We start from the raw sequence: 20,233 nt of genomic DNA, 5'->3' as shown, positions 1-20,233 counted from the left end.
GCACCGTCGATGGCGGCGCAGGCACCTGGGGCGGCGCCACGACCAACTGGACCAACGTCAACGGCACGCTCAACAGCGCCTGGGGCAGGACATTTCCATCAGCGTGGCGCAGGACTATTCCCCCGTGCGCGAAGGCTTCCGACGCATGCAGCAGATCGGCCTGGGCCTGGGCCTGGTGGCGCTGGTGCTGGTGCTGGTGTTGCAACGCATCACCGTGACCCGCTCGCTGCGCCCGCTGGAGCGCGCCCGCCGGCAGATCGCCCAGTTGCAACAGGGCAAGCGCTCGCAGCTCGATGCCGAGGTGCCCACCGAACTGCAACCGCTGGTCGACCAGGTCAACCACCTGCTGGCGCACACCGAGGACAGCCTGCGCCGCTCGCGCAACGCGCTGGGCAACCTGGGCCACGCGCTGAAGACGCCCCTGGCGGTGTTGCTGAGCCTGGCGGCCAGCGACCGCCTGCGCGAGCTGCCCGAGGTGAGCGCGCAGATGCGCGAGCAGCTCGAGCAGATCCAGCAGCGCCTGGCCCGCGAACTGAACCGCGCGCGCCTGGCTGGCGATGCCCTGCCGGGCGCGCAGTTCGATTGCGACAGCGAACTGCCGGGGCTGCTCTCGACCTTGGGCATGATCCATGGCGAAGGCCTGCTGCTGACCCACGACGTGCCCCCCGGTCTGCAATTGCCGTGGGACCGCGAAGACCTGCTGGAGCTGCTCGGCAACCTGCTGGACAACGCCTGCAAATGGGCGGACAGCGAAGTGCGCCTGGGCATGGCCAGCAGCGCCGGGGGCTATCGGCTGTGGGTCGACGACGACGGCCCAGGCATTCCCCAGGATGCCCGACAGCAAGTGCTGGAGCGCGGTTCGCGGCTGGACGAGCAGGTCGATGGCCATGGCCTGGGGCTGGGTATCGTGCGCGACATCGTCGAGGCCTGGGAGGGCAGCATAGCGCTGCTGGACAGCCCACTGGGTGGGCTGCGGGTCAGCATCGAGCTGCCACGCAAAGGGCGCTGACGCTTTCGCTTCATCCAGCAAAAATATTGCAGTTCAGCCGCAGTTTTTTGAATTGGCCCTGAAACGGTGCGCGCTGCACAATCTGCCCCACGAAACGTCTCTGTTTCCAATGCCTCCTTTTGTAGGGAGTTTTTAGCCCAGACCGGTAAGGCTGGGCTTTCTTTTTCTCCTGAATCCACAAAGCGTAATGACCCCAATGCCTGCTCCACGCCCTGAAGGCCGCTTGCAACGCTTGCTGCCAGCACCGCCGAACACCTCGCCGCGCGAATGGCTACGCGCCAGTGTCGGTGCGCTGCTTGGCCTGTTCCTCGGCGGCTGGCTGTGCAGCCTGGCCTATGGCCCCGGCATCGCCCTGCACCTGCTCGGCCCACTGGCCGCCTCTGCGGTGCTGATGTTTGCCTTGCACTCCGCGCCCCTGGCGCAACCCTGGCCGGTACTGGGCAGTTACCTGTTGTCGTGCGTGGTGGGCCTTGGCATGCGCCAGGGCCTGGGGGCCGAGCTGTGGGTAGCCGCCGCTGCGCTGGCTATTTCCCTGGTGCTGATGTGCCTGCTGCGTTGCTTGCATCCGCCGGGCGGCGGTGTGGCGGTGACGGCCGTGCTGGCCGACAGCGGGCTGGTCGCACTGGGTGACCACCTGCTCGAGCCCGTGCTGCTCAACGCCTTGATCCTGGTGATGGCGGCGGTGCTCTACAACCGCCTGACTGGTGTGCGCTACCCCAAGGGCGCGCTGCCACGGCACAACCTGCATCACACCCACGACCTGCTTGCCAGCGAGCGCGTTGGCGTCAGCGGCCAAGACCTGGACAAGGCCCTGGAAGAACTGGGCGAGTTCGTCGACGTTACCCGCGACGAGCTAGAACGCATCATCCTGGCCACCGAGCAGCATGCCCTGCACCGCAGCCTGGGAGGCATCGGCGCAGCCTCGGTGATGTCCCGCGACGTGCAGTGCGCCTCGCCGTCCACCACCCTGGAGCAAGCCTGGAAGATGCTCTCCGACCACCACGTAAAGACCCTGCCAGTGCTGGATGAGGGCCGTTTGGTGGGGATTGTCAGCCTCGCTGATCTGGTCGGTGCGGCCATGCAGCGTGGGCGCTTCAGCTGGCGTGGATGGTTCGCACGCAAGCCGGTGCGCCTGGGCCAGGTGATGAGCCGGGAGGTGGTCAGCGTGAGCCGCGACTACCCCCTCGAGCGCCTGCTGCCACTGCTCAGCGAGCAGGGCTTGCATTGCCTGCCGGTGCTCGAAGGCGACACCCTGGTGGGTGTGGTCACCCAGACCGACCTGATCGCCGGCCTCAAGCGTCATCTGCTCAAGCGTGGCGCGCAGGTCTCAGGCGAGCGGGTCCCAGCGCTGTGACCAGTCGCTGACACCGTCGGCCACCTGCCGGCGCAACACCGCCAGGGCCTGCTGCAAGGCATGGCTGTCACGCTCGCGGGCATACACCAGGAAGGTCGGGTAGGTGAATTCCGGCGCCTGTGGCACCCGCTCCAGCACACCGCTGTCCAGGTAGGCCTGCACCACCCGCGTGCGGAAGTAGCCGCTACCGCCCTGGTCGAGAATGAACTGCAAGGCCAGCGGCCCGAGGTTGAAGCTCAGCGCCGCGCGGGCGCAGTCGGGCAGGGCGGCGTCGTGCTGGCGGCGGAAGTCTTCGCCCCAGTCGATGTAGATGTAAGGCTCGGGCCGGTCGACACGGCGTATGCGAACCAGCTTCTCTTCCATCAGCTGTTCCACTTGCAGGCCTGGGCCGTAGTTCGGCTGGTAGACCAGCGCGGCGTCCAGCAGGCCTTTTTCCACCTTGCGCAGCAACGATTCGCCATCACTCACCTCGGTACGAATGGCGTGGCCGGGCAGCGCTTGGTGCAGGGCGCTGGCCCAGTCGAGGATCATCGGGTTGCCCAGGCTCACCTCGCCACCCAGGTGCAGCGCCTGATGGCCTCCCGAAGGTAGCGGCAGGTCGCGACGGGCGGCCTCCCAGGTCTGCACCAGCTGGTTGGCGTAGGGGATGAATGCCTCGCCGTTGCCGGTCAGGGTCACGCCGCTGCGGCTGCGCACGAACAGTTGGCAGCCCAGTTGCTGCTCAAGGCGCTGCACCCGTGCGGAAATCGCCGTCTGCGTCACGAACAGGCGTTCGGCAGCAGCCACCAGGCTGCCGCAGCGCACGATTTCCAGGAAGGTACGGGCTTGATCGATGTCCATGCGCAAGCTCAAAGGCGATAAGTCCGCACATTCTGTAGGACCGTGCGGGTTTCGCAAGAGAGACATGCAAATTTGCAGGTCCGATAGGACTTTAGTCACATGGCACGGCACGTTTGCCGGTCCATACTCAAGGTTGCCCTTCAATAACAACAAGTACCGGGTTCCGATCGACATGACCTACCAGCACAGTTACGCCCACGCCATTGCCGACCCCGCTGCCTTCTGGGCCGAACAGGCCGAACACCTGGCCTGGCAGCGCAAACCTTCCCAGACCTTGCAGGAAAACCCCGACGGCACCCACCGCTGGTTCGCCGATGGCCGCCTGAACAGTTGCTACTTGGCCCTGGACCATCAGATCGAGCAGGGCCGCGGTGAACAGACGGCGCTGATCTACGACTCGCCCGTGACTGGCGTGCAGCAGCGCTTCACCTACAACCAGCTGCGCGACGAGGTGGCGCGCCTGGCCGGCCTCTTGCGCAGCCTGGGCGTGAACAAGGGTGATGGGGTGATCATCTACATGCCCATGGTGCCCCAGGCGGCCATGGCCATGCTCGCCTGTGCGCGTATCGGTGCAGTGCACTCGGTAGTGTTCGGGGGCTTTGCTGCTGTGGAGCTGGCCGCGCGTATCGACGACGCGCGCCCGACGCTGCTGCTCACCGCCTCGTGCGGCCTGGAGTTCGACCGGGTCATCGAATACAAGCCCTTGGTCGACCGCGCCTTGCAGTTGGCCAAGCATCAGCCCAGGCAGGTGCTGGTGCTGCAACGTCCGCAGGCGAAGGCCACCTTGCAAGCACCGCGCGATCTGGATTGGCAGCAAGCCTTGGTCGGCGCCGAGCCGGTGGCGCCGGTCACCCTCGATGCGGGCGACCCGCTGTACATCATGTACACCTCAGGCACCACCGGAAAACCCAAGGGCATCGTGCGTGAAAACGGCGGTAACGCCGTCGCCCTGTGCTACGCCATGCGGCATATCTACGGCATGCAGGCGGGCGATGTGTGGTGGGGCATTTCCGATGTCGGCTGGGTGGTCGGCCATTCACTGATCGTCTACGGGCCGCTGATGAGTGGCTGCACCACGGTGTTCTACGAAGGCAAGCCGATTCGCACGCCTGATGCCTCGGCCTACTGGCGGGTGGTGGAGCAGTATCGGGTCAATGGCCTGTTCTGCGCGCCCACCGCGATGCGCGCGATCCGCAAGGAAGACCCCGAGGGCGCGTTGATCCGTCGTCACGATCTGAGTTCGCTGCGCCACCTGTTCCTGGCCGGCGAGAAGCTCGACTCCAGCAACCATGCGTGGCTGGAAGGGGTCACTGGCAAACCGGTGCACGACCACTGGTGGCAGACCGAGACCGGTTGGCCGGTCACCGCGCCCTGCGTCGGTTTGCCGGGCAGCGAGGCGCGGCCGGGCTCGAGCAACCGCGCGGTGCCGGGCTACCACGTGCAGGTGCTGGACGACGACGGCCATCTACTGGGACCGAACCAGCAAGGCGCCATCGTCATCGCCCTGCCGTTGCCGCCAGGGTGCAGCCAGACCCTCTGGGGCGACCACGAACGCTACCTGCAGGCCTACCTGCACACCTACCCGGGCTACTACCACACCGGCGACGGCGGCTACCTGGATGACGACGGTTTCGTCTACATCATGGGCCGCACCGACGATGTGATAAACGTCTCCGGGCACCGCTTGTCCACCGGCGAGATGGAGGACCTGGTAGCCCGCCACCCGGCCGTGGCCGAGTGCGCGGTGATCGGCGTGCACGATGCGATCAAGGGCCAGGTGCCGTTGGCGTTGGTGGTGGTCAAGGATGGCGAGGGTATTTCCGAGCAGCAGTTGCAGGCGGAGCTGGCGGCCAGCGTGCGTGAGCATATCGGTGCGCTGGCCTGCTTCAACCGTGTGCGGCGGGTGTCGCGCTTGCCCAAGACCCGCTCGGGCAAGATTCTGCGGGCGGTGCTGCGCAAGATCGCCGACGGCCAAGCCTATGTGCCGCCCTCGACCCTGGACGACCCGGCGGTGCTGGTGGAGATCGAAGCGGTGTTGGCCGATCTGCCGCGCGCCGGGTGAGGCGGCAGGTCAGGCAGGGGTATCGGGTGCCTTGCGTTCCAGTTGGCGCTCGATCATGTACTTGACTGCCAGGCGCCGCTCCTTGAGGCGGTGCAGGTCGTCGTCGCTGGCGATGCCGGCCGAGATGGCCTCGGCGGCGAGTATCTGGTTGTCGAGGTCGATGTAGTCATCGAGCAGCCGGTCGAGGGTTGGGTCTTTCTGGCGGCGCTGCTGGACGATTTCGCGGGGGTAGTGAAGGTCTTGGTAAAGGTCGTGGGAAACTGGCATGAAGCCCTCCTTGGAATGCGGGTGTGGGTTACCTGATTGGAAGGAGGAAATTGAATTGTGTTGAGCTGGGGTGAGGGGAAATCGACGAACGGTCGTGGCGTCTGTTGCGGCCCTTTCGCGGGCAAGCCCGCTCCTACAGGTACAGCGTCGCTCCCGAGAGCTGTGGTGAACCTGTAGGAGCGGGCTTGCCCGCGAAAGGGCATAACAGGCTCGACACTAACTTGCTGTTTTAAGGCAATTTTTTTCGCAAAGGGGGTTTTCGACTAGGAAAAATGTTGTTAAAGTGCGGCCCATTCCAGCACAGCAGCACTCGCAGCTGTCAGCGAATGCTTCACAGGGGCGTCGCCAAGCGGTAAGGCAGCAGGTTTTGATCCTGCCATGCGTTGGTTCGAATCCAGCCGCCCCTGCCATTTCCTTACTTACCTTTCTAAACGTCCAGGCTACCAGTCAGCCTGGGGCTTTCGCGTTTCTACGATTCCTGAAAACCGTGTCGCTCAGCCCATGCCGCCCAGCAGTTCATTCAGCGTGCGGGTCAGCTCCTCGGCCTGCACCGGTTTCTGCATCACCAGGCTGCCCGGCAGCTCAAGCCCCTGCAACTCGGCGTAACCGGTGAGGAACACCACCGGCAGGTGCGGGTAGCGTTCCCGCGCGGCGCGGGCCAGTTGGGCGCCGTTGAATTCGGGCATGGCGAAGTCGGTGAGCAGCACGTCGATACCGTCGTCGAGCAGCGCCAGCGCCTGCTCACCGCTGTGCGCCTGGCGCACCTGGTAGCCATACAGGCGCAGCACGTCGCCGATCATGTCGCGCACCAGGTGGTCGTCATCCACCAGCAGTACCGTGCGGTCGCGCCCGCGGTTGATATTGGGGGCGACCTGGGGCACATCGGCCGTGTCCGGGGCCTGGCCTTGCTTGGCCGCCGGCAGGTACACACTGACCTGGGTGCCATGCCCTGGCTGGGTATCGATGCGCACGCCGCCGCCGGATTGTTTGGCAAAGCCGAATACCTGGGCCAGGCCCAGGCCCGAGCCCTTGCCGATGTCCTTGGTGGTGAAGAACGGCTCGAACACCCGCGCCACCACGTCCGCACTCATGCCACAACCGGTGTCGCGAATCGACAGCATCACGTATTCGCCGGGGTCTGGGTCTTCCGGGCGCTGCGGGCGGGCGTCGATGCAGGTGTTGCGGGTCGACAGGGTCAGCTGGCCGCCGGCCTGCATGGCGTCGCGCGCGTTGATCGCCAGGTTGAGGATGATCATCTCGGTCTGGGTCGGGTCGGTCAGGGCCGGCCATAGGCGCTGGTCGAGGTCCAGGCGTACCGAGATATTGCCGCCCAGGGTGCGGCGTAACAATTCTTCCAGGCCCGTCAGGGTGCCGTTGAGGTTCAGCGGCACTGGCTCCAGGCGCTGGCGACGGGAGAATGCCAGCAACTGCGAGGTCAGCTTGGCACCGCGCTCACCGGCCTCGCGGATGTGCTTGAGGCGGGTGCGGGCTTTTTCCAGGTTGCTCTTGTCCAGGTCCCGTTCCAGGAAGCTGGCGCCGGTGAGGATCACCGTCAGCAGGTTGTTGAAGTCGTGTGCGACACCTGCGGTGAGCTGGCCGACGGCCTCCAGGCGCTGCATCTGTTGCAACGCCGCCTCGATGCGTTCGCGTTCGTCGATCTGTTCGCGCAGCCGCGCATTGGCCTCGGCCAGGCCCACCGCCGAGGCGCGTTCGCTACTGATGTCGCGGGCCACCACGTACAGCAGGGTGTCTTCCGGCACCACCACCCACGACAACCAGCGTTGCTGGCCGCTGGCGTGTTGGATGCGGCCGATGAAGCGGGCGCTGGTGCGGCCGTGGGCGAGGGCAGCCAGCTCGTCGAGGAAGGCTTCCTGCTCGGGCTCGGGCAGCAGGTGCAGCAGCGAGGTCTGGCTCAGGCGTTCGCGGCTGAAGCCCAGGGTGGCTTCCCAGGCCGGGTTCAGGGTGACCGGCGTGAGGTCCTTGTTGAGCACGGCCAGCAGGTCCTGGGACAGCTCCCAGGCACGGTCCCGTTCACGGGTGCGGCGCTCGACCCGTTCGCCGAGCATTTCGTTGAGCCGCTCCAGCGCCTGGGTGGCTTCGCGCTGTTGGTGGATGTCCTGCAACACCCCGGAGAACCGCACGCAGCGGCCCTCGACGAACTGGGTCTGGCCGGTCGACAGCAGCCAGTGCGGCTCCCGGCCGTGGGGGTGGGCGATGCGGAACTCGACGCGGTAGTGGCCATCGCCGTCCGGGTCCATGGCCTGTTCCACCGCTTCGCGCACCCGTACCAGGTCGTCGGGGTAGAGGCCGGCGTAGAACACCTCCAGGGTCATCTCGGTGTCTATCGGCAGGCCGAACAGGCGCTTGCAGCGGTCGTCCCACATCAGCAGGCCGTCCTGCGGGCGGAAGTCCCAGGTGCCCATGCCGGCCGCATCGATGGCGATGCGGGCACGGGCCTCGACGTCGGCCAGCGCTTCTTCGGCGCGACGCCTGCGCTGGCGTTCCTGCACCTCGGTCATGGCCCGGCGCACGGCCTTTGGCAGCAGCGGCAGGTTCTTCTTCAGCACATAGTCGGTGGCACCCAGGCGGATCATCTCCACCGCGTGCTCCTCGCCATAGATGCCGGACAGGAAGATGAAAGGCACGTCCGGCGCCAGGCGCTGGGCGATGGCCAGCACGTCGGTGCCCGACGAGCCAGGCAGCACGCAGTCGCAGAGGATCAGGTCGAAGCTGCCCTCGGTCAGGGCGTGCTCCACGCCCACATGGTCGAACACTAGTTGCGATTGGATCTGCAACCCACTGCGCTCCAGGCGCACCAAGGTCAGCTCGGCGTCCATGGAGCTGTCTTCGACCATCAGCAATTTCAGCGTTTGCTGCATCGAGGCGACCTTCAGTTACCGTTGCGTCGGTTCAAGCGTGCCGAGCCCGGTGGCGGTTCGTTGAGCACTGCCCAGAACACCCCAAGGTCGGAGATGGCGGCGACGAACTCCTTGAACTCCACCGGCTTGACCACGTAGGCGTTGACCCCCAGCTCATAGGCGCGCAGCAGGTCGGGCTCTTCACGCGAGGACGTCAGCATCACCGTCGGGATGCTGCGCAACTCGGCGGTGGTACGTACCGCCTTGAGCACTTCCAGGCCATCGACCTTGGGCAGCTTCAGGTCCAGCAGCAGGACCGCCGGGTTGCCATCGGCGCGTTCGGCATAGGCGTTGCGTCGCAGCAGGTAGTCCAGCGCGTCGGCGCCATCGCGCAGCACGATGACCTCGTTGGCCAGCTGGCTGCGCTCAAGGGCCAGCAGGGTCAGCTCCAGGTCGCGGGGGTTGTCTTCGACCAGCAGGATCGGCTTGAGCATGATGGGTGTGCTTACCTCAGGTATTCAACGGGTGACGGGGAAGGGTGAAGTGGAACGTGGCACCCCGGTCGGTTTCGCCTTCGGCCCAGACCTGTCCGTCGTGACGCTCGATGATGCGGCGCACGCTGGCAAGGCCAATGCCGGTGCCTTCGAAGTCTTCCATGCGGTGCAGCCGCTGGAACACCCCGAACAGTTTGTTGGCGTAGGTCATGTCGAAGCCCACGCCGTTGTCCTTGATGAAGATCTCGATCTGCTCCGGGTGCTCCACGGCGCCGATCTCGATGCGCGCCGGGTCTCGGCCACGGGTGTACTTGATGGCGTTGGCGATCAGGTTCTGCAACGCCAGGTTGATGAACGCCGGGTCGCCGATCACTTTCGGCAACTGGGCGACATGCCACTCGATATTACGCCCTGCATAGTCCGGCGCGCACTCGGCGCGTAGGGTTTCTACCAGGGCATTGAGGTCCACGTCTGACAAGCGCAGGGCCGAGCGGCCCATTTGCGAGAAATTGAGCAGGTTGTCCACCAGGGTGCCGGCGAAATGCGCTGCTTCGCCGATATGCTGGAGGAAGCGCCGACCGCGTTCGGTCAGGTGCTCGCCTTCGATTTCGGTCAGCAGTTCGCTGTAGCCAGCGATATGGCGCAAGGGCGCGCGCAGGTCGTGGGACACACTGTAGGAAAAGGCCTCGAGCTCCTTGTTCGAACGCAGCAGCTCGTCGCTCAACTGCGCCAACTCCTCGGCCTTGCGCAGCACGATGCCCAGCACCGCCGTGCGCAGCTCCACCACGGCATCGACCACCAGCGGGCTCCACGGGGCGCAGAAACCGCGCACCTCTTGCTGCCAGCTGTCGAAGCTGTGCCGCGGGCTGAGGTTGCCCTGGGGGCTTACCTCTTTATGGGGCGGGCCTGCCCAGGTCACGGTATGGGCATGCTCGGGGCGGAACCACAGCAGGTAATGCGAGTGAATCTGCGAGATCGCCACGGCCAGCACGCCACCGGCATGCGAGGCCAGCTCCGGCAGCTCGGGAACATCCCGGCCCAGGTTGTCACTGTGGTACACCGCTTCGTCACCATGCTGCGCCAGCCAGTGCACCAGGGCGTCGACCTGGGCCTGTGGCGGCGTGTTGCCGACCAGGTCGCAGCGCCCGGCGCTGATGATCGCCGCGCCCGTGGCCCCGGCGAAGTCCAGCAGCACCTTGGGCAGGCTCAGCAGGCCGGCGCTGACGCTGTCATGGTCGGCCATGGCTGAGAGCATCTGCACGATGCGCTGGCGCAATTCGAGCAAGTCGCGGGTGCTGGTGTGCGACTCGTGGGACTCGATCTGCAACGACAGCACGCTGCCCAGCAGCTCGCAGGCGGTGCGGGTGCGCAGGTCGACTGCGCGCGGCTGCTCATGGTGGCAGGAGATCAACCCCCACAGCTGGCCATCGACCACGATCGACAGCGACATAGAAGCCAGGGTGCCCATGTTGCGCATGTATTGCAGGTGCACCGGCGACACGCTGCGCAGCGCCGCGAAGCTCATGTCCAGCGGCTTGCCGGTGCGCGGGTTGGTGTCCGGCAGCAGCGGTGAGGCCTGGTAGTTGGCGTCTTCGATCAGGCGGATGCGATTGACCCGGTACAGCTCCCGGGCCTGGCGCGGGATATCTGCCGCCGGGAAGTGCAGGCCGAGGTAGCGTGGGTAGCCGGGGTCGGCCGCTTCGGCCAGCACCTGGCCGTTGCCTTCGGCGTCGAAGCGGTAGGCCTTGACCCGGCCAAAGCCGGTGATGCGCTTGATTTGCAGCACCGACTGCTGCAGCAGCTCTTCGATGCTGCCAGCCTGGTGCAGGCTGCCGACGAAGCTGCGCACCAACGGGTAGTAGTCGTGCTCGCCCAGGCTGTCGTTGTTGCGGCAGGGTTCGAACTCGACGATCAGCACCTGGTCATGGCGGTGCGCCAGCAGCCGCAGGCTGTCCTCGCAAGGAGCACCTGGGCGCAGGCGCACATCGCCGATATGAAAGGGGAACACCTCATCGCTAGGCAAGCGGCCCAGCTTGCCGCGCAGGTCGAAGCCGCCGTCGAGCAGTTCGGGGAGTGCGCAACCCAGCAACCCCTGAGCCGGCATGCCCAGCCAGCGTTCGGCGTTTTCGCTGGCCTGGAGGATGCGCAGGTCGTGTTCTTCCAGTACCAGCAGGAAACCCTGGGGCTGAATGCTACCCGGCACCTGGATAGGTTCCTGGGCACAGCGTTCGATGGCCTGGTCGAAGGCGGTCTGGGCAGTGGTCAAGAAAACTCTCCTGTTTATAGCCGGGCGCGCTGTCCAAATACGTTTGGCACAGGGTATTGCCACGGCAAGGTAACAGATACCGGGTGGCTTCGCCGCGCTCATGGCTATTTGAGGGCAATTGTAGGGCGAGGTTCTACTCGACTTCAGAATTTGTACAGGTTTTGTAGGTCGCCTGCGATGAAGCTTCCGGTTTTTTCCGGGCGTAGCTGTTGTTGGTGAATTTTCCCGCACTCTAGCGGGATCCAATCTGACTGCTAAGCTCAAGAAAGCACAAGGAACACTGGGTAGGGAAATTCGGTGACGGAGCGCTTTCTGGCCATGCTGTACGGCCTGCTGTTGAGCAGCGGTGCCATAGCAGCGGACTTTCTCGTCGAGGTGCAGGTTCAGGTGCAGCGCGGCTGCATGCTGGTCAGCCAACCTCGCGATGCCGGTGCACAGGCCGCAGGTCGTATCGACCTGGGGGTTGTCGCGCGCCTCGATGGCCCTGGCGCGCCCTCGAGTGGCGTGCTCTACAGCCCGCGTCCACCGCGCCTTGAGTGCAACCCCGATACCCCCTATCAAATTCGCGTCGACGGCGGCCAGCACGGCGGCGTCGGCGAACTGCGCTTCCTGGCCAGCGACGACGCCCAGGCCCGTCCGATTCCGTATCGCCTCTACCGCGATGCTGCATGGCGCGAGCCTTTGCCGGTGGACGTCGCGCAGTCGGCAAGGGTGCCCGACAGCGGCTCGGTGGAGCTGCCGCTATACGCCCGCATCGACACACTGGCCTGGGTGCCGCGCACCGGGTTGTATGCCGACCTGCTTAAAGTCACGGTCACCTGGTAGGCGCTCGCCATGCACAAGGACTCGTAGCCATGTACCGCACCTCGATCCTCCTGCTGACCCTTGGGCCGCTGCTGCTGCCCAGCGGCGCTGTGCACGGCAGCACCAGCGGGTTCATCCAGGCGCGCCTGGTCATCAGCGCCGCCTGCCAAATCAGCAGTGACCCACAACCGGCCACCCTGGGCAATCCCGGCGTCATCGATTTCGGCGCCCAGGGCCCAAGCTGGGACCAGCCATTGCGCGGCCGTGTGGATGAGTCGGGTGGGGAGGGCAGCTTGCAGATCAGTTGCTCGCCGCAGGTGCGCGCCTTCAGCGTACGCATCGACGAAGGCCTCAATGGCAGCGACGGCGTGCGTCGGCTGAGTAATGGCCGTGAGGTGATTCCCTACCAACTGGCCGCCGACCCCGGCGGCAACAGCCGCTATGTCATTGGCCAGCCGCGCACCTTCGCCATTCGCAGCAGCGAGCAGGTCCCGATTCCGATCTACGGCGTGGTCATCGCGCACCCTCGCGCGCTGCCCGCCGGTTTCTACCGCGACACCCTGAGGGTGACACTGGACTGGTAACACGCAAGGAGGTTTGTATGGCACGCACACTCACCCACGGCATCCTCGCAGGCCTCGGGCTTGCCCTGGCGTTCAACGCCCAGGCGGCGACCGTGACCGGCACCATTAGCTCGACCCTGACCCTCACCGCCGCCTGCCAGGTCAACGGCAGCTCGGGCACCTCGGGTCTGAACTTCGGTTCGCTGAACTTCGGCACCCAGGACTCGCTGTTCACCACCGCCAACGGCCAGGTGCTCGGCGGGGGCGGCGGCGCCATGAGCATTCTCTGCTCAGCGGGTACGGTGCCGGCGATCCGCGTTCGCGCTGGCGCCCACGACGGGCAGTCCGCCGGCGGCACCCGGGCCCTGGCCGATGGCAGCGGCAACTTTGTGCCCTACGACTTCTACACCGATGCCGGGCACACCTCGCTGCTGGCCATCGACGGCACCATCACCCTGCCGACCAGCACCGGGGTGGCGCAGACCGTCAACCTGTACGGCCAGGCGCGTGGCAAGGCTGGGTTGCCAGCGGGCACCTACACCGACACGGTGGCGGTCGAGCTGAGCTTCTGAGCCATGTCCAGCTGGCTGCGCAGCAGCCTCGCGGGGTTGCTCGGGCTGGGCATGGCGCTGCCTGTGTCGGCGGCGACCACCAGCACCTTCCAGGTCAGCGCGACGATCACCGCTGGCTGCCTGGTGGTGGGCGGCGTGACCAACTATGGGGTGCTCGACTACGGCATCAGTTCGGCGTTGTCGACTGCGGCGCTGAGCACCTCCCTGGGCGGCACCACGGTGACCTTCCAGTGCACCCCCGGGGTGGCCCTGAGCATGAGCCTGGATGGCGGCCAGAACAGCGCCGCCGGTACGCGCAACCTCAAGCGCAGCGGTGGTGCGCAACTGCTGGCCTACCAGTTGTTTCGCGACGCCGCGCTGACCCAGAGCCTGGGCATCGGCGCCAACGTGGCGGTCAGCTACAGCGACCCGACGGCGATCAAGCTGCCGATCTATGGTCGTGCCCAGTTGACCGGCACGGTGCCGGCGGGCACCTACACCGATTCAGTGCAAGTGACGGTGACCTGGTGAAGGCTCATCGATAACCACAAGGAGAGCGGCATGGCGGTAGGCGCGAGCATAGCGCGGGGTCTGATCGGGTTGCTGTGGCTGGCCAGCCTGCCCGCAGGGGCGGCCACCTCGGTGTTGATCTGGCCGATCGACCCGGTGCTGGAGGCCGGACAGAAGGCTGGTGCACTGTGGCTGGAAAACCGTGGCACGACGCCTGCGAGCTTGCAGGTGCGGGTGTTCGCCTGGCGCCAGGGCGAGTATCAGGAGCAGTTCCAGGCCCAGCGCGAAATCATCGGTAGTCCGCCAGTGGCCAACATCGCCCCTGGCCAGAAGCAACTTATCCGCCTGACCCGTACCGGTAGCTCGCCCGTGGGCCAGGAGCAGGCCTACCGCATCATCATCGACGAGATCCCCTCGCCGTTGCCGGCCGAGGCCTCGAGCGAAGGGCCGAAGGCGGCGATCCGCTTGCAGATGCGCTATTCGGTACCGCTTTTCGTCTACGGCGAAGGGTTGTGGGGCCGAGCCGACCCCGAGGGCAAGCGTAACGCCGACAGTGTCGGCCAACCGCAACTGAGCTGGCGCGCGGTGACGGTGCAGGGCAAGCCCTATGTGGAACTGCGCAATACCGGGCCGGTGCACGCGCGGCTGACCGATGTGGTGCTCCAGCAAGGTGGCCAGGAGCGCCCCGTGGTGGAAGGCTTGCTCGGTTATGTACTGCCCGGCGCCAGCATGCGCTGGCCAGTGCCGAGCGGCACCGGCGTGGGCGGCGTGCTCAAGGGACGGGTCAACGGCCAGGAGGTGGCACAGGCCATCCGCCAGGGGCAGTGAACCGAGAGTGAACGACGTGCAGGGGCCAGGGAGGACCCGGCAATGGTTGGAACACGTGTGTGAGTCACCTGTCGCAGGCGAGCTGCCGGTTCGGGCTGGGCCTGGCGTTGCTCGTCCCGGGCCTGGCCCTGGCCGACGACCTGCCGCCGCCGCCCACCGAGGCGGCCGCCATTGCCGATGCCACGCTGTACCTGGACCTCATGGTGAACCAGGTGCCCAAGGCTGAGCTGGTGCCGGTGCAGCAGCGTGCCGGGCGCCTGTACCTGGACAGCACGGCGTTGCGTGATGCCGGCGTGCAGCTGCCGGGCGATCCCCAGGGCGAGCTGGCCCTGGATGCCATTGCCGGCTTGCACAGCGACTACGACAGCGGCAACCAGCGCCTGCTGCTGCAAGTGCCACCGGCCTGGTTGCCCGACCAGCAACTGGGTGACCGCAGCCTGTACCCGGCGTTGGATGCGCGCAGCAGTTTCGGTGCATTGTTCAACTACGACCTGTACTTCAACGACACCGACCAGGGCGGCAGCTATCTGGCTGCCTGGAACGAGCTTCGTCTGTTCGACAGCTGGGGCACCTTCTCCACCACCGGGCAATGGCGCCAGGCGTTCGAGGATGGCTCGAGCAGCGAAAACCGTGATGGTTTCCTGCGCTACGACACCACCTGGCGCTTCACCGACGAGCAACGCCTGCTGACCTACGAGGCGGGCGACCTGATCACCGGCGCCTTGCCCTGGACCAGCGCGGTGCGGGTCGGCGGCCTGCAACTGTCGCGCGATTTCGGCGCGCGCCCAGACCTGGTCACCTACCCATTGCCGGCCTTCGCCGGAGAAGCAGCGGTACCCACCTCGCTGGACCTGTTCATCAACGGCTATAAGACCAGCAGCGAGCAACTGCAACCTGGCCCCTACACCCTGACCAACGTGCCCTTCATCAACGGCGCCGGCGAAGCCGTGGTGGTGACCACCGACGCCCTGGGGCGCCAGGTCTCGACCACCTTGCCGTTCTACGTCACCAGCAGCTTGTTGCAAAAAGGCCTGTCGGACTACTCCGTGGCCGCCGGCAGCCTGCGCCGCGACTATGCCGTGCGCGACTGGGGCTATGGCCAGGGCGTGGCATCGGCCAACCTGCGCCATGGTGTGACCGACGCCTTCACCCTGGAAAGCCATGTGGAAACCGCCGAATCGCTGACCCTCGGCGGCCTGGGCGGCAACCTGCGCCTGGGCACCTTTGGGGTGCTCAACGCAGCTCTGGCGCAAAGCCGTTTCGAAGGTGACAAAGGCCACCAGGTCGCGCTGGGCTACCAGTACAACAGTCAGCGCCTGGGCTTCAACTACCAGCGTGTGGAGCGCCATGGCGAGTACGCCGACCTGACGCGAGTGGAGTCGCCCGAGATGCGCCTGAGCCAGCGCAGCGAGCAGGTGACCCTGAGCGTGAACCTGGAGCGCTATGGCAGCGTCGGTGCGGGCTATTTCGACGTGCGCGCTGGCGACGGCACGCGCACGCGCCTGCTCAACCTGAGCTGGAGCAAGCCGTTGTGGGGCAACAGCAGCCTGTACCTGTCGGCCAACCGCGAAATCGGCGACAGCCAGTGGGCGGTGCAAGCGCAGCTGGTGATCCCCTTCGACCTGCGCGGCACCCTGGCTTTGAGCATGGAACGCGACAAGAACGGCGAAAGCCTGCGGCGGGTCAACTACAGCCAGGCCGTGCCAGTGGGTACCGGCGTGGGCTACAACGTCGGCTACGCCGATGGCAACGCACGCGAGGCGTATCGCCAGGCTGACGTGACCTGGCGCCTGCAATCGGTGCAGTTGCAGGCGGGTACCTACGGCAGCAGCGGCGACATGACCCGCTGGGCCGATGCCAGCGGGTCGCTGGTGTGGATGGACGCCGGGCTGTTCGCCGCCAACCGCATCGACGATGCGTTCGTGGTGGTCAGCACCAGCGGTTATGCCGATGTGCCGGTGCGCTACGAAAACCAGCTGGTGGGGCGCACCGATCGCAATGGCCAACTGCTGGTGCCCTACAGCAGCGGCTATTACCGCGGCAAGTACGAGATCGACCCGATGGAGCTGCCGGCCGACGTGCTGGCGCCGCAGGTCGAGCAGCGCGTGGCGGTGCGCCGTGGCGCGGGCTACCTGCTGGCGTTCGAGCTCAAGCAGGTGCTGGCGGCGAGCCTGGTGTTGGTGGATGGCAACCAGCAGGAGCTCAAGCTGGGCAGCCGGGTGATCGATGAGCGTACGGGTGCGCAGGCGGTGGTTGGCTGGGATGGCCTGGTGTACCTGGAGAACCTCGCTGCGCACAATCGCCTGCGGGTTGAGCGTGATGAAGGTGGCGCCTGTCAGGTGGAGTTCGAGTTACCCAAAGGCGAGGGGCCGATTCCGTTGATCGGCCCGTTGGTGTGCCAATGAGCAGGGCTTGGCGTGCTTGGCTGCTCGCCGCTGGCTGCGGGGCGGTAACCCCTGCCTGGGCATTGTGCAACACCGCCGCCACGGCGCCAGCCGCCTTCGGCACGATCAATTCGACGCTGGTGCGCACCACGGTACAGAGCGCCTCGACCACCAACGCCGGGTTGTCGTGTACCGGCTCGCTGCTGTCGTTGCTGACCACCAACGACCACTTCTACGCCACCGTCACCGCGACCACCAGCGGCCTGGTCGGGCCTACCGGCGATATCATCCCTTACACGATCTACGCCAATAACAGCACCAGCTTCCCGATTACCCGCGGCACCCGCTTCGACTTCGCCCGCAATGGCATCATCGATGCCCTGGGCCTGCTCAACGGCACCACGCCCAAGACGGTGCCGGTGTACCTGCGCACCGTGGTTGGCAGCAACGTGGCGGCAGGGCTGTATACCGAGACCCTGAGCATCTTCTGGGACTGGAACTACTGCTCTGGCATCGGCGTCGGCAACATCTGCCTGGGGCGCGATATTGGCACCGGCACCCAGACCCTCACGGTGAACCTCACGGTCAGCAACGACTGCCAGATCACCACGCCCACCGTCAGCTTCGGCAGTGCGCCGGTGGTGGCGGGGTTCGGCACGGTCAACCAAAGCATCAACATTGCCTGCACCAAGGGCAGCAGCTACACGGTGGGGTTGAATGACGGGGAGAATGTCGCGGGCGGACGGCGGCGGATGAAGTCCAGCGCCAACAACTACCTGGCGTACGACCTCTACAAGAGTGGGGGAACTGTGCGCTGGGGTTCGGTGGGCGCGGCGCGACGGGCGAGCAGCGACGCCGACATCAACCCGGGCCCTGGCACCGGTACCGGCAGCCAGGTGTTCAACTACAACGCCAAGGTCTACACCGACCAGGCCACGCCACCGGCGGCGACCTATACCGATAACGTGATCCTGGATGTGCAGTTCTAGAGACCCGCGTTCGCGACCCCTGTAGGAGCGGCCTTGGCCGCGAACACCGGCAAAGCCGGTGCCATACACCGCGTTGGATGGCACGGACTGCGTCCGTGTTCGCGGGCGAGCCCGCTCCTACAGGGATCGCGTAAGAAGGCGGTTAGCGCAAATCGTCGACCATCTTGCCCAAGGTCTCCAGCACTGCCCCGGCCAGCGCCTTGGAGCGCTCGCCCGACCAGCCGGTGGTGGGGTTGGGGGCGTCGTCGTGGTCCTTGAACGGCATTTCCAGGGTCAACGACAGGCAGTCATAGGCTTGGCCCACCGCGTTGCACGCCAGGGTCATGTTGGCCTGGCCCGGCTCGTCGCGGGTGTAGCCGTAGGTGGTCTGGAAGTCCGGGGTCACGCTGCACAGGGTGCTGCGGAACTGCTCTTCCAGCTTGGCGATGCGTGGCGTGTAGCCGGGGTTGCCCTCGCAGGCTGCGGTGAACACATGAGGGATTTCCTCATCGCCATGGGCATCGACGAAGGCATCCACGCCGTACTGCTTCATCTGGCTCTGGGCGAAGAACACCTCAGGGCTCAGTTCCACACTGGCGTCCTGCCAGGCGCGGTTGAGGTCCTTGCCCTTGAAGTTGGTGCGCAGGTGGCCGAGGAAGGCGCCGTCCGGGTTCATGTTGGGAATCAGGTACAGGTCGGCCTTGGCCAGCAGTTGGCGAATCACCCCGTCGTTGCCTTCCAGACGGTCGATCACGCCCTCCATGAACCACTCGGCCATATGCTCGCCGGGGTGCTGCTGGGCGATGATCCACAGCTTGCGCTTGCCCGGCGCACCATCGCCGGCCCGCAGCAGCGGAATATCACGGCCTTGCACGCTACGACCGTGGGCCACCAGGGTGACGCCTGGAATCTGCTGGGCGCGCTCGATCAGCTGGTTGTGGCGGGCACGTGGGTAGGGCTCGAAGTAGGCGAACCAGGCGTGGTCCTGTTCGGCCTTGAAGTCGAACGCCAGTGCTTGGCCGTCGAAGCTGCTGGGCACGCGGAACCAGGTCTTCTGGTCGTAGGACGCGACGGCGTTGTAGCCGGTCCAGGCGTTCTTGTAGGAAGACTGCGAAGCGTTATCGAGGCTGAAACGGTGGGTGTGACCGGGGGTCAGGCCACTGGCCTTGAAGTGGAACCACTGGAAGTGGCCACTGTGGGTGTCGGGGCGGATGGCCAGGTGCACTCGTGCCGGGTCGCTGGCGTCCAGCACCTGAATGTTGCCGGAGTCGAAGTCGCAGTCGAGGGTCAGCGGGGACAGCGTCACGGTCATTGCCAGGCTCCTGTGGCTTTGTTTTGGACGCTACTGTAGCGCAAGCCTGGCCTGGGTGTCTGTGTTGGGGATCTCGCGCAGGACGCGTGGTTCAGGCAAACAACCCCAACACCACCAGCGTCGCCACGCCCAGCCCCAGGGCCACCGAGCAACCGCCCAACGACAACGCCGCCCGGCCCTGGCGATAACTGCCGTCGTGCCCCAGTTCGCGCGCCGGGGCAAGCAGGCTGCGCCAGTGCATTTCGGTGTCGCAGAAGGCTTGCAAGTGGGTGGGCGAGGCGTCCAGCCAGCGGCGAAAATCAATGCGTTCGCAGGCGCTCACCTGGGGGTTCTGCAAGCGTGCGTACCACTGCACTGCAAGGTGCGCGAGGCTGTCGGTGCGGGGGTGGGTGGCCTGTAGCGCCTGCTGCATATGGTGCTCGATGGTCGGCAGCGACAGGTCGAGGCGTGCGGCGATCTGGGTGAAGTCGAGCTGGTCGAGGCGGTTGAGCAGGAACACTTGTTGTACGCGGCGCGGTAGGCGCTTCAGTGCGTGCAGCAGTGTGTCGTCGACGCGCTCATGGGCGGCTTGTGGGCCATGCTGGAGTGGCAGCAGCAGACGGGTCATGGACGGCTCCTTGCGCAATCGAGGGAGGGAAGGGGGCATCTTCTCTGACGCGCAGGCAGCTTAATCTTAACGAGATTGATTCTCAAGTGCTGTTTGCGCAAAACGCTGTAACAAGCATTCACGAGCTGATACACCTTTGCTATCATCGCCGCCATTCACGATCTTCATTAGCCTGAAGAGCCAAAAAAAATGACCCGGCAAAAAGCCGGGTCAAAAACCGTGATTAGCCTGATGAGGAGATAATCTGAGAGTCCGACCTAAGGGCTCCAGGTTATCCAGCGGGTCTCGCGACCTGCTGAGTGCAATAATAATCGTTATCATTTGCCAGTCAAATGATTTTTCCGTCTTCCGGTAAAATTTTTTCCAGCGCACTCCCTCAGGTCCCGGCAAGTGGGACCCTCGCCGTTCCCGGCCAGCCACGTACTCCCTTCTTTCTAGACCCTTAGCGGCGCGTGCCGTTGTGTAAGCGCGCGACGGGTTTGGCACCGCAAGACGCGCTGTTTGGCACCGGCAGAGCCCACGAGCCGCCCCCTCTAGCCCTTTCTGTAGCGCCAGT

General features: G+C 65.6%; 17 protein-coding genes and 1 tRNA gene. 11 read left to right on the top strand and 7 right to left on the bottom strand.

Features of this window, described 5'->3' with window-relative positions:
* Both ACQKPE_RS21930 and ACQKPE_RS21925 read left to right on the top strand, forming a co-directional pair.
* The coding region (locus ACQKPE_RS21930; protein ID WP_427668813.1) for a sensor histidine kinase at positions 1-1,009 on the top strand (1,009 nt) is incomplete at its 5' end.
* 196 nt (positions 1,010-1,205) lie between these two features.
* Entirely contained in the window at positions 1,206-2,363 is a 1,158-nt protein-coding gene (locus tag ACQKPE_RS21925; protein ID WP_427668812.1) for an HPP family protein, read from the top strand.
* Here ACQKPE_RS21925 and ACQKPE_RS21920 read toward each other — a convergent pair.
* Complete coding sequence (locus ACQKPE_RS21920) at positions 2,337-3,203, bottom strand: LysR family transcriptional regulator (protein WP_427668811.1); 867 nt, start codon at positions 3,201-3,203, stop codon at positions 2,337-2,339. The two genes, ACQKPE_RS21925 and ACQKPE_RS21920, sit on opposite strands and share 27 nt — an antisense overlap.
* Positions 3,204-3,375: 172 nt before the next feature.
* Between ACQKPE_RS21920 and ACQKPE_RS21915 the strand changes: the two genes are divergently transcribed.
* Positions 3,376-5,265, top strand: a complete 1,890-nt coding sequence (locus ACQKPE_RS21915) for a propionyl-CoA synthetase (RefSeq protein WP_427668810.1) — start codon at positions 3,376-3,378, stop codon at positions 5,263-5,265.
* A 9-nt stretch (positions 5,266-5,274) separates the two neighbouring features.
* On the opposite strand, the gene ACQKPE_RS21910 is transcribed toward ACQKPE_RS21915, so the two are convergent.
* Entirely contained in the window at positions 5,275-5,532 is a 258-nt protein-coding gene (locus ACQKPE_RS21910; protein ID WP_427668809.1) for a YdcH family protein, read from the bottom strand.
* Positions 5,533-5,867: 335 nt separating this feature from the next.
* On the opposite strand from ACQKPE_RS21910, the gene ACQKPE_RS21905 reads away from it, so the two are divergent.
* A tRNA-Gln gene (locus ACQKPE_RS21905) sits at positions 5,868-5,942 on the top strand.
* An 84-nt stretch (positions 5,943-6,026) separates the two neighbouring features.
* Here the strand turns inward: ACQKPE_RS21905 and ACQKPE_RS21900 are convergent.
* The 3 genes from ACQKPE_RS21900 to ACQKPE_RS21890 are packed head-to-tail and all read right to left on the bottom strand — an operon-like array spanning position 6,027 to position 11,150.
* Entirely contained in the window at positions 6,027-8,411 is a 2,385-nt protein-coding gene (locus ACQKPE_RS21900) for a response regulator (RefSeq protein ID WP_427668808.1), read from the bottom strand.
* Between the two features lie 11 nt (positions 8,412-8,422).
* Complete coding sequence (locus ACQKPE_RS21895; protein ID WP_427668807.1) at positions 8,423-8,884, bottom strand: response regulator; 462 nt, start codon at positions 8,882-8,884, stop codon at positions 8,423-8,425.
* A 16-nt stretch (positions 8,885-8,900) separates the two neighbouring features.
* Entirely contained in the window at positions 8,901-11,150 is a 2,250-nt protein-coding gene (locus tag ACQKPE_RS21890; RefSeq protein WP_427668806.1) for an ATP-binding protein, read from the bottom strand.
* 297 nt (positions 11,151-11,447) lie between these two features.
* Here ACQKPE_RS21890 and ACQKPE_RS21885 point away from each other — a divergent pair, with 297 nt between their 5' ends.
* The 7 genes from ACQKPE_RS21885 (at position 11,448) to ACQKPE_RS21855 (ending at position 17,779) form a co-directional block, all read left to right on the top strand.
* Entirely contained in the window at positions 11,448-11,975 is a 528-nt protein-coding gene (locus ACQKPE_RS21885) for a Csu type fimbrial protein (protein ID WP_427668805.1), read from the top strand.
* A 29-nt stretch (positions 11,976-12,004) separates the two neighbouring features.
* The gene (locus tag ACQKPE_RS21880; RefSeq protein ID WP_427668804.1) at positions 12,005-12,538 is read left to right on the top strand and encodes a Csu type fimbrial protein; all 534 of its coding nucleotides are present in this window, start codon (positions 12,005-12,007) and stop codon (positions 12,536-12,538) included.
* A 17-nt stretch (positions 12,539-12,555) separates the two neighbouring features.
* Complete coding sequence (locus ACQKPE_RS21875) at positions 12,556-13,089, top strand: Csu type fimbrial protein (RefSeq protein WP_427668803.1); 534 nt, start codon at positions 12,556-12,558, stop codon at positions 13,087-13,089.
* Between the two features lie 3 nt (positions 13,090-13,092).
* On the top strand, positions 13,093-13,599 hold the full coding sequence (locus tag ACQKPE_RS21870; protein ID WP_427668802.1) for a Csu type fimbrial protein: 507 nt from the start codon (positions 13,093-13,095) through the stop codon (positions 13,597-13,599).
* Between the two features lie 30 nt (positions 13,600-13,629).
* A complete protein-coding gene (locus tag ACQKPE_RS21865; protein WP_427668801.1) occupies positions 13,630-14,406 on the top strand; it encodes a fimbrial biogenesis chaperone in 777 nt (258 codons plus the stop codon).
* A gap of 68 nt (positions 14,407-14,474) precedes the next feature.
* Positions 14,475-16,811, top strand: coding sequence for a fimbria/pilus outer membrane usher protein (locus ACQKPE_RS21860; RefSeq protein ID WP_427668814.1), 2,337 nt, complete (start codon positions 14,475-14,477; stop codon positions 16,809-16,811).
* A complete protein-coding gene (locus ACQKPE_RS21855; protein WP_427668800.1) occupies positions 16,808-17,779 on the top strand; it encodes a Csu type fimbrial protein in 972 nt (323 codons plus the stop codon). Before ACQKPE_RS21860 ends, ACQKPE_RS21855 begins: the two co-directional genes overlap by 4 nt.
* Positions 17,780-17,921: 142 nt before the next feature.
* Here the strand turns inward: ACQKPE_RS21855 and ACQKPE_RS21850 are convergent, their stop codons facing one another.
* Together ACQKPE_RS21850 and ACQKPE_RS21845 are read right to left on the bottom strand one after the other, a co-directional pair.
* Positions 17,922-19,070 carry a M14 family metallopeptidase gene (locus tag ACQKPE_RS21850; RefSeq protein ID WP_427668799.1) on the bottom strand — a complete coding sequence of 383 codons (1,149 nt, stop codon included), beginning with the start codon at positions 19,068-19,070 and terminating at the stop codon, positions 17,922-17,924.
* 91 nt (positions 19,071-19,161) lie between these two features.
* A complete protein-coding gene (locus ACQKPE_RS21845; RefSeq protein WP_427668798.1) occupies positions 19,162-19,677 on the bottom strand; it encodes a sigma factor-like helix-turn-helix DNA-binding protein in 516 nt (171 codons plus the stop codon).
* Between the last annotated feature and the right edge of the window lie 556 nt (positions 19,678-20,233).

Source organism: Pseudomonas sp. NPDC089554, from assembly GCF_050280645.1.
Lineage (GTDB): Bacteria > Pseudomonadota > Gammaproteobacteria > Pseudomonadales > Pseudomonadaceae > Aquipseudomonas.
Note: the sequence above shows the minus strand (reverse complement) of the source record. Positions and strands in the feature narration are given on the sequence as shown.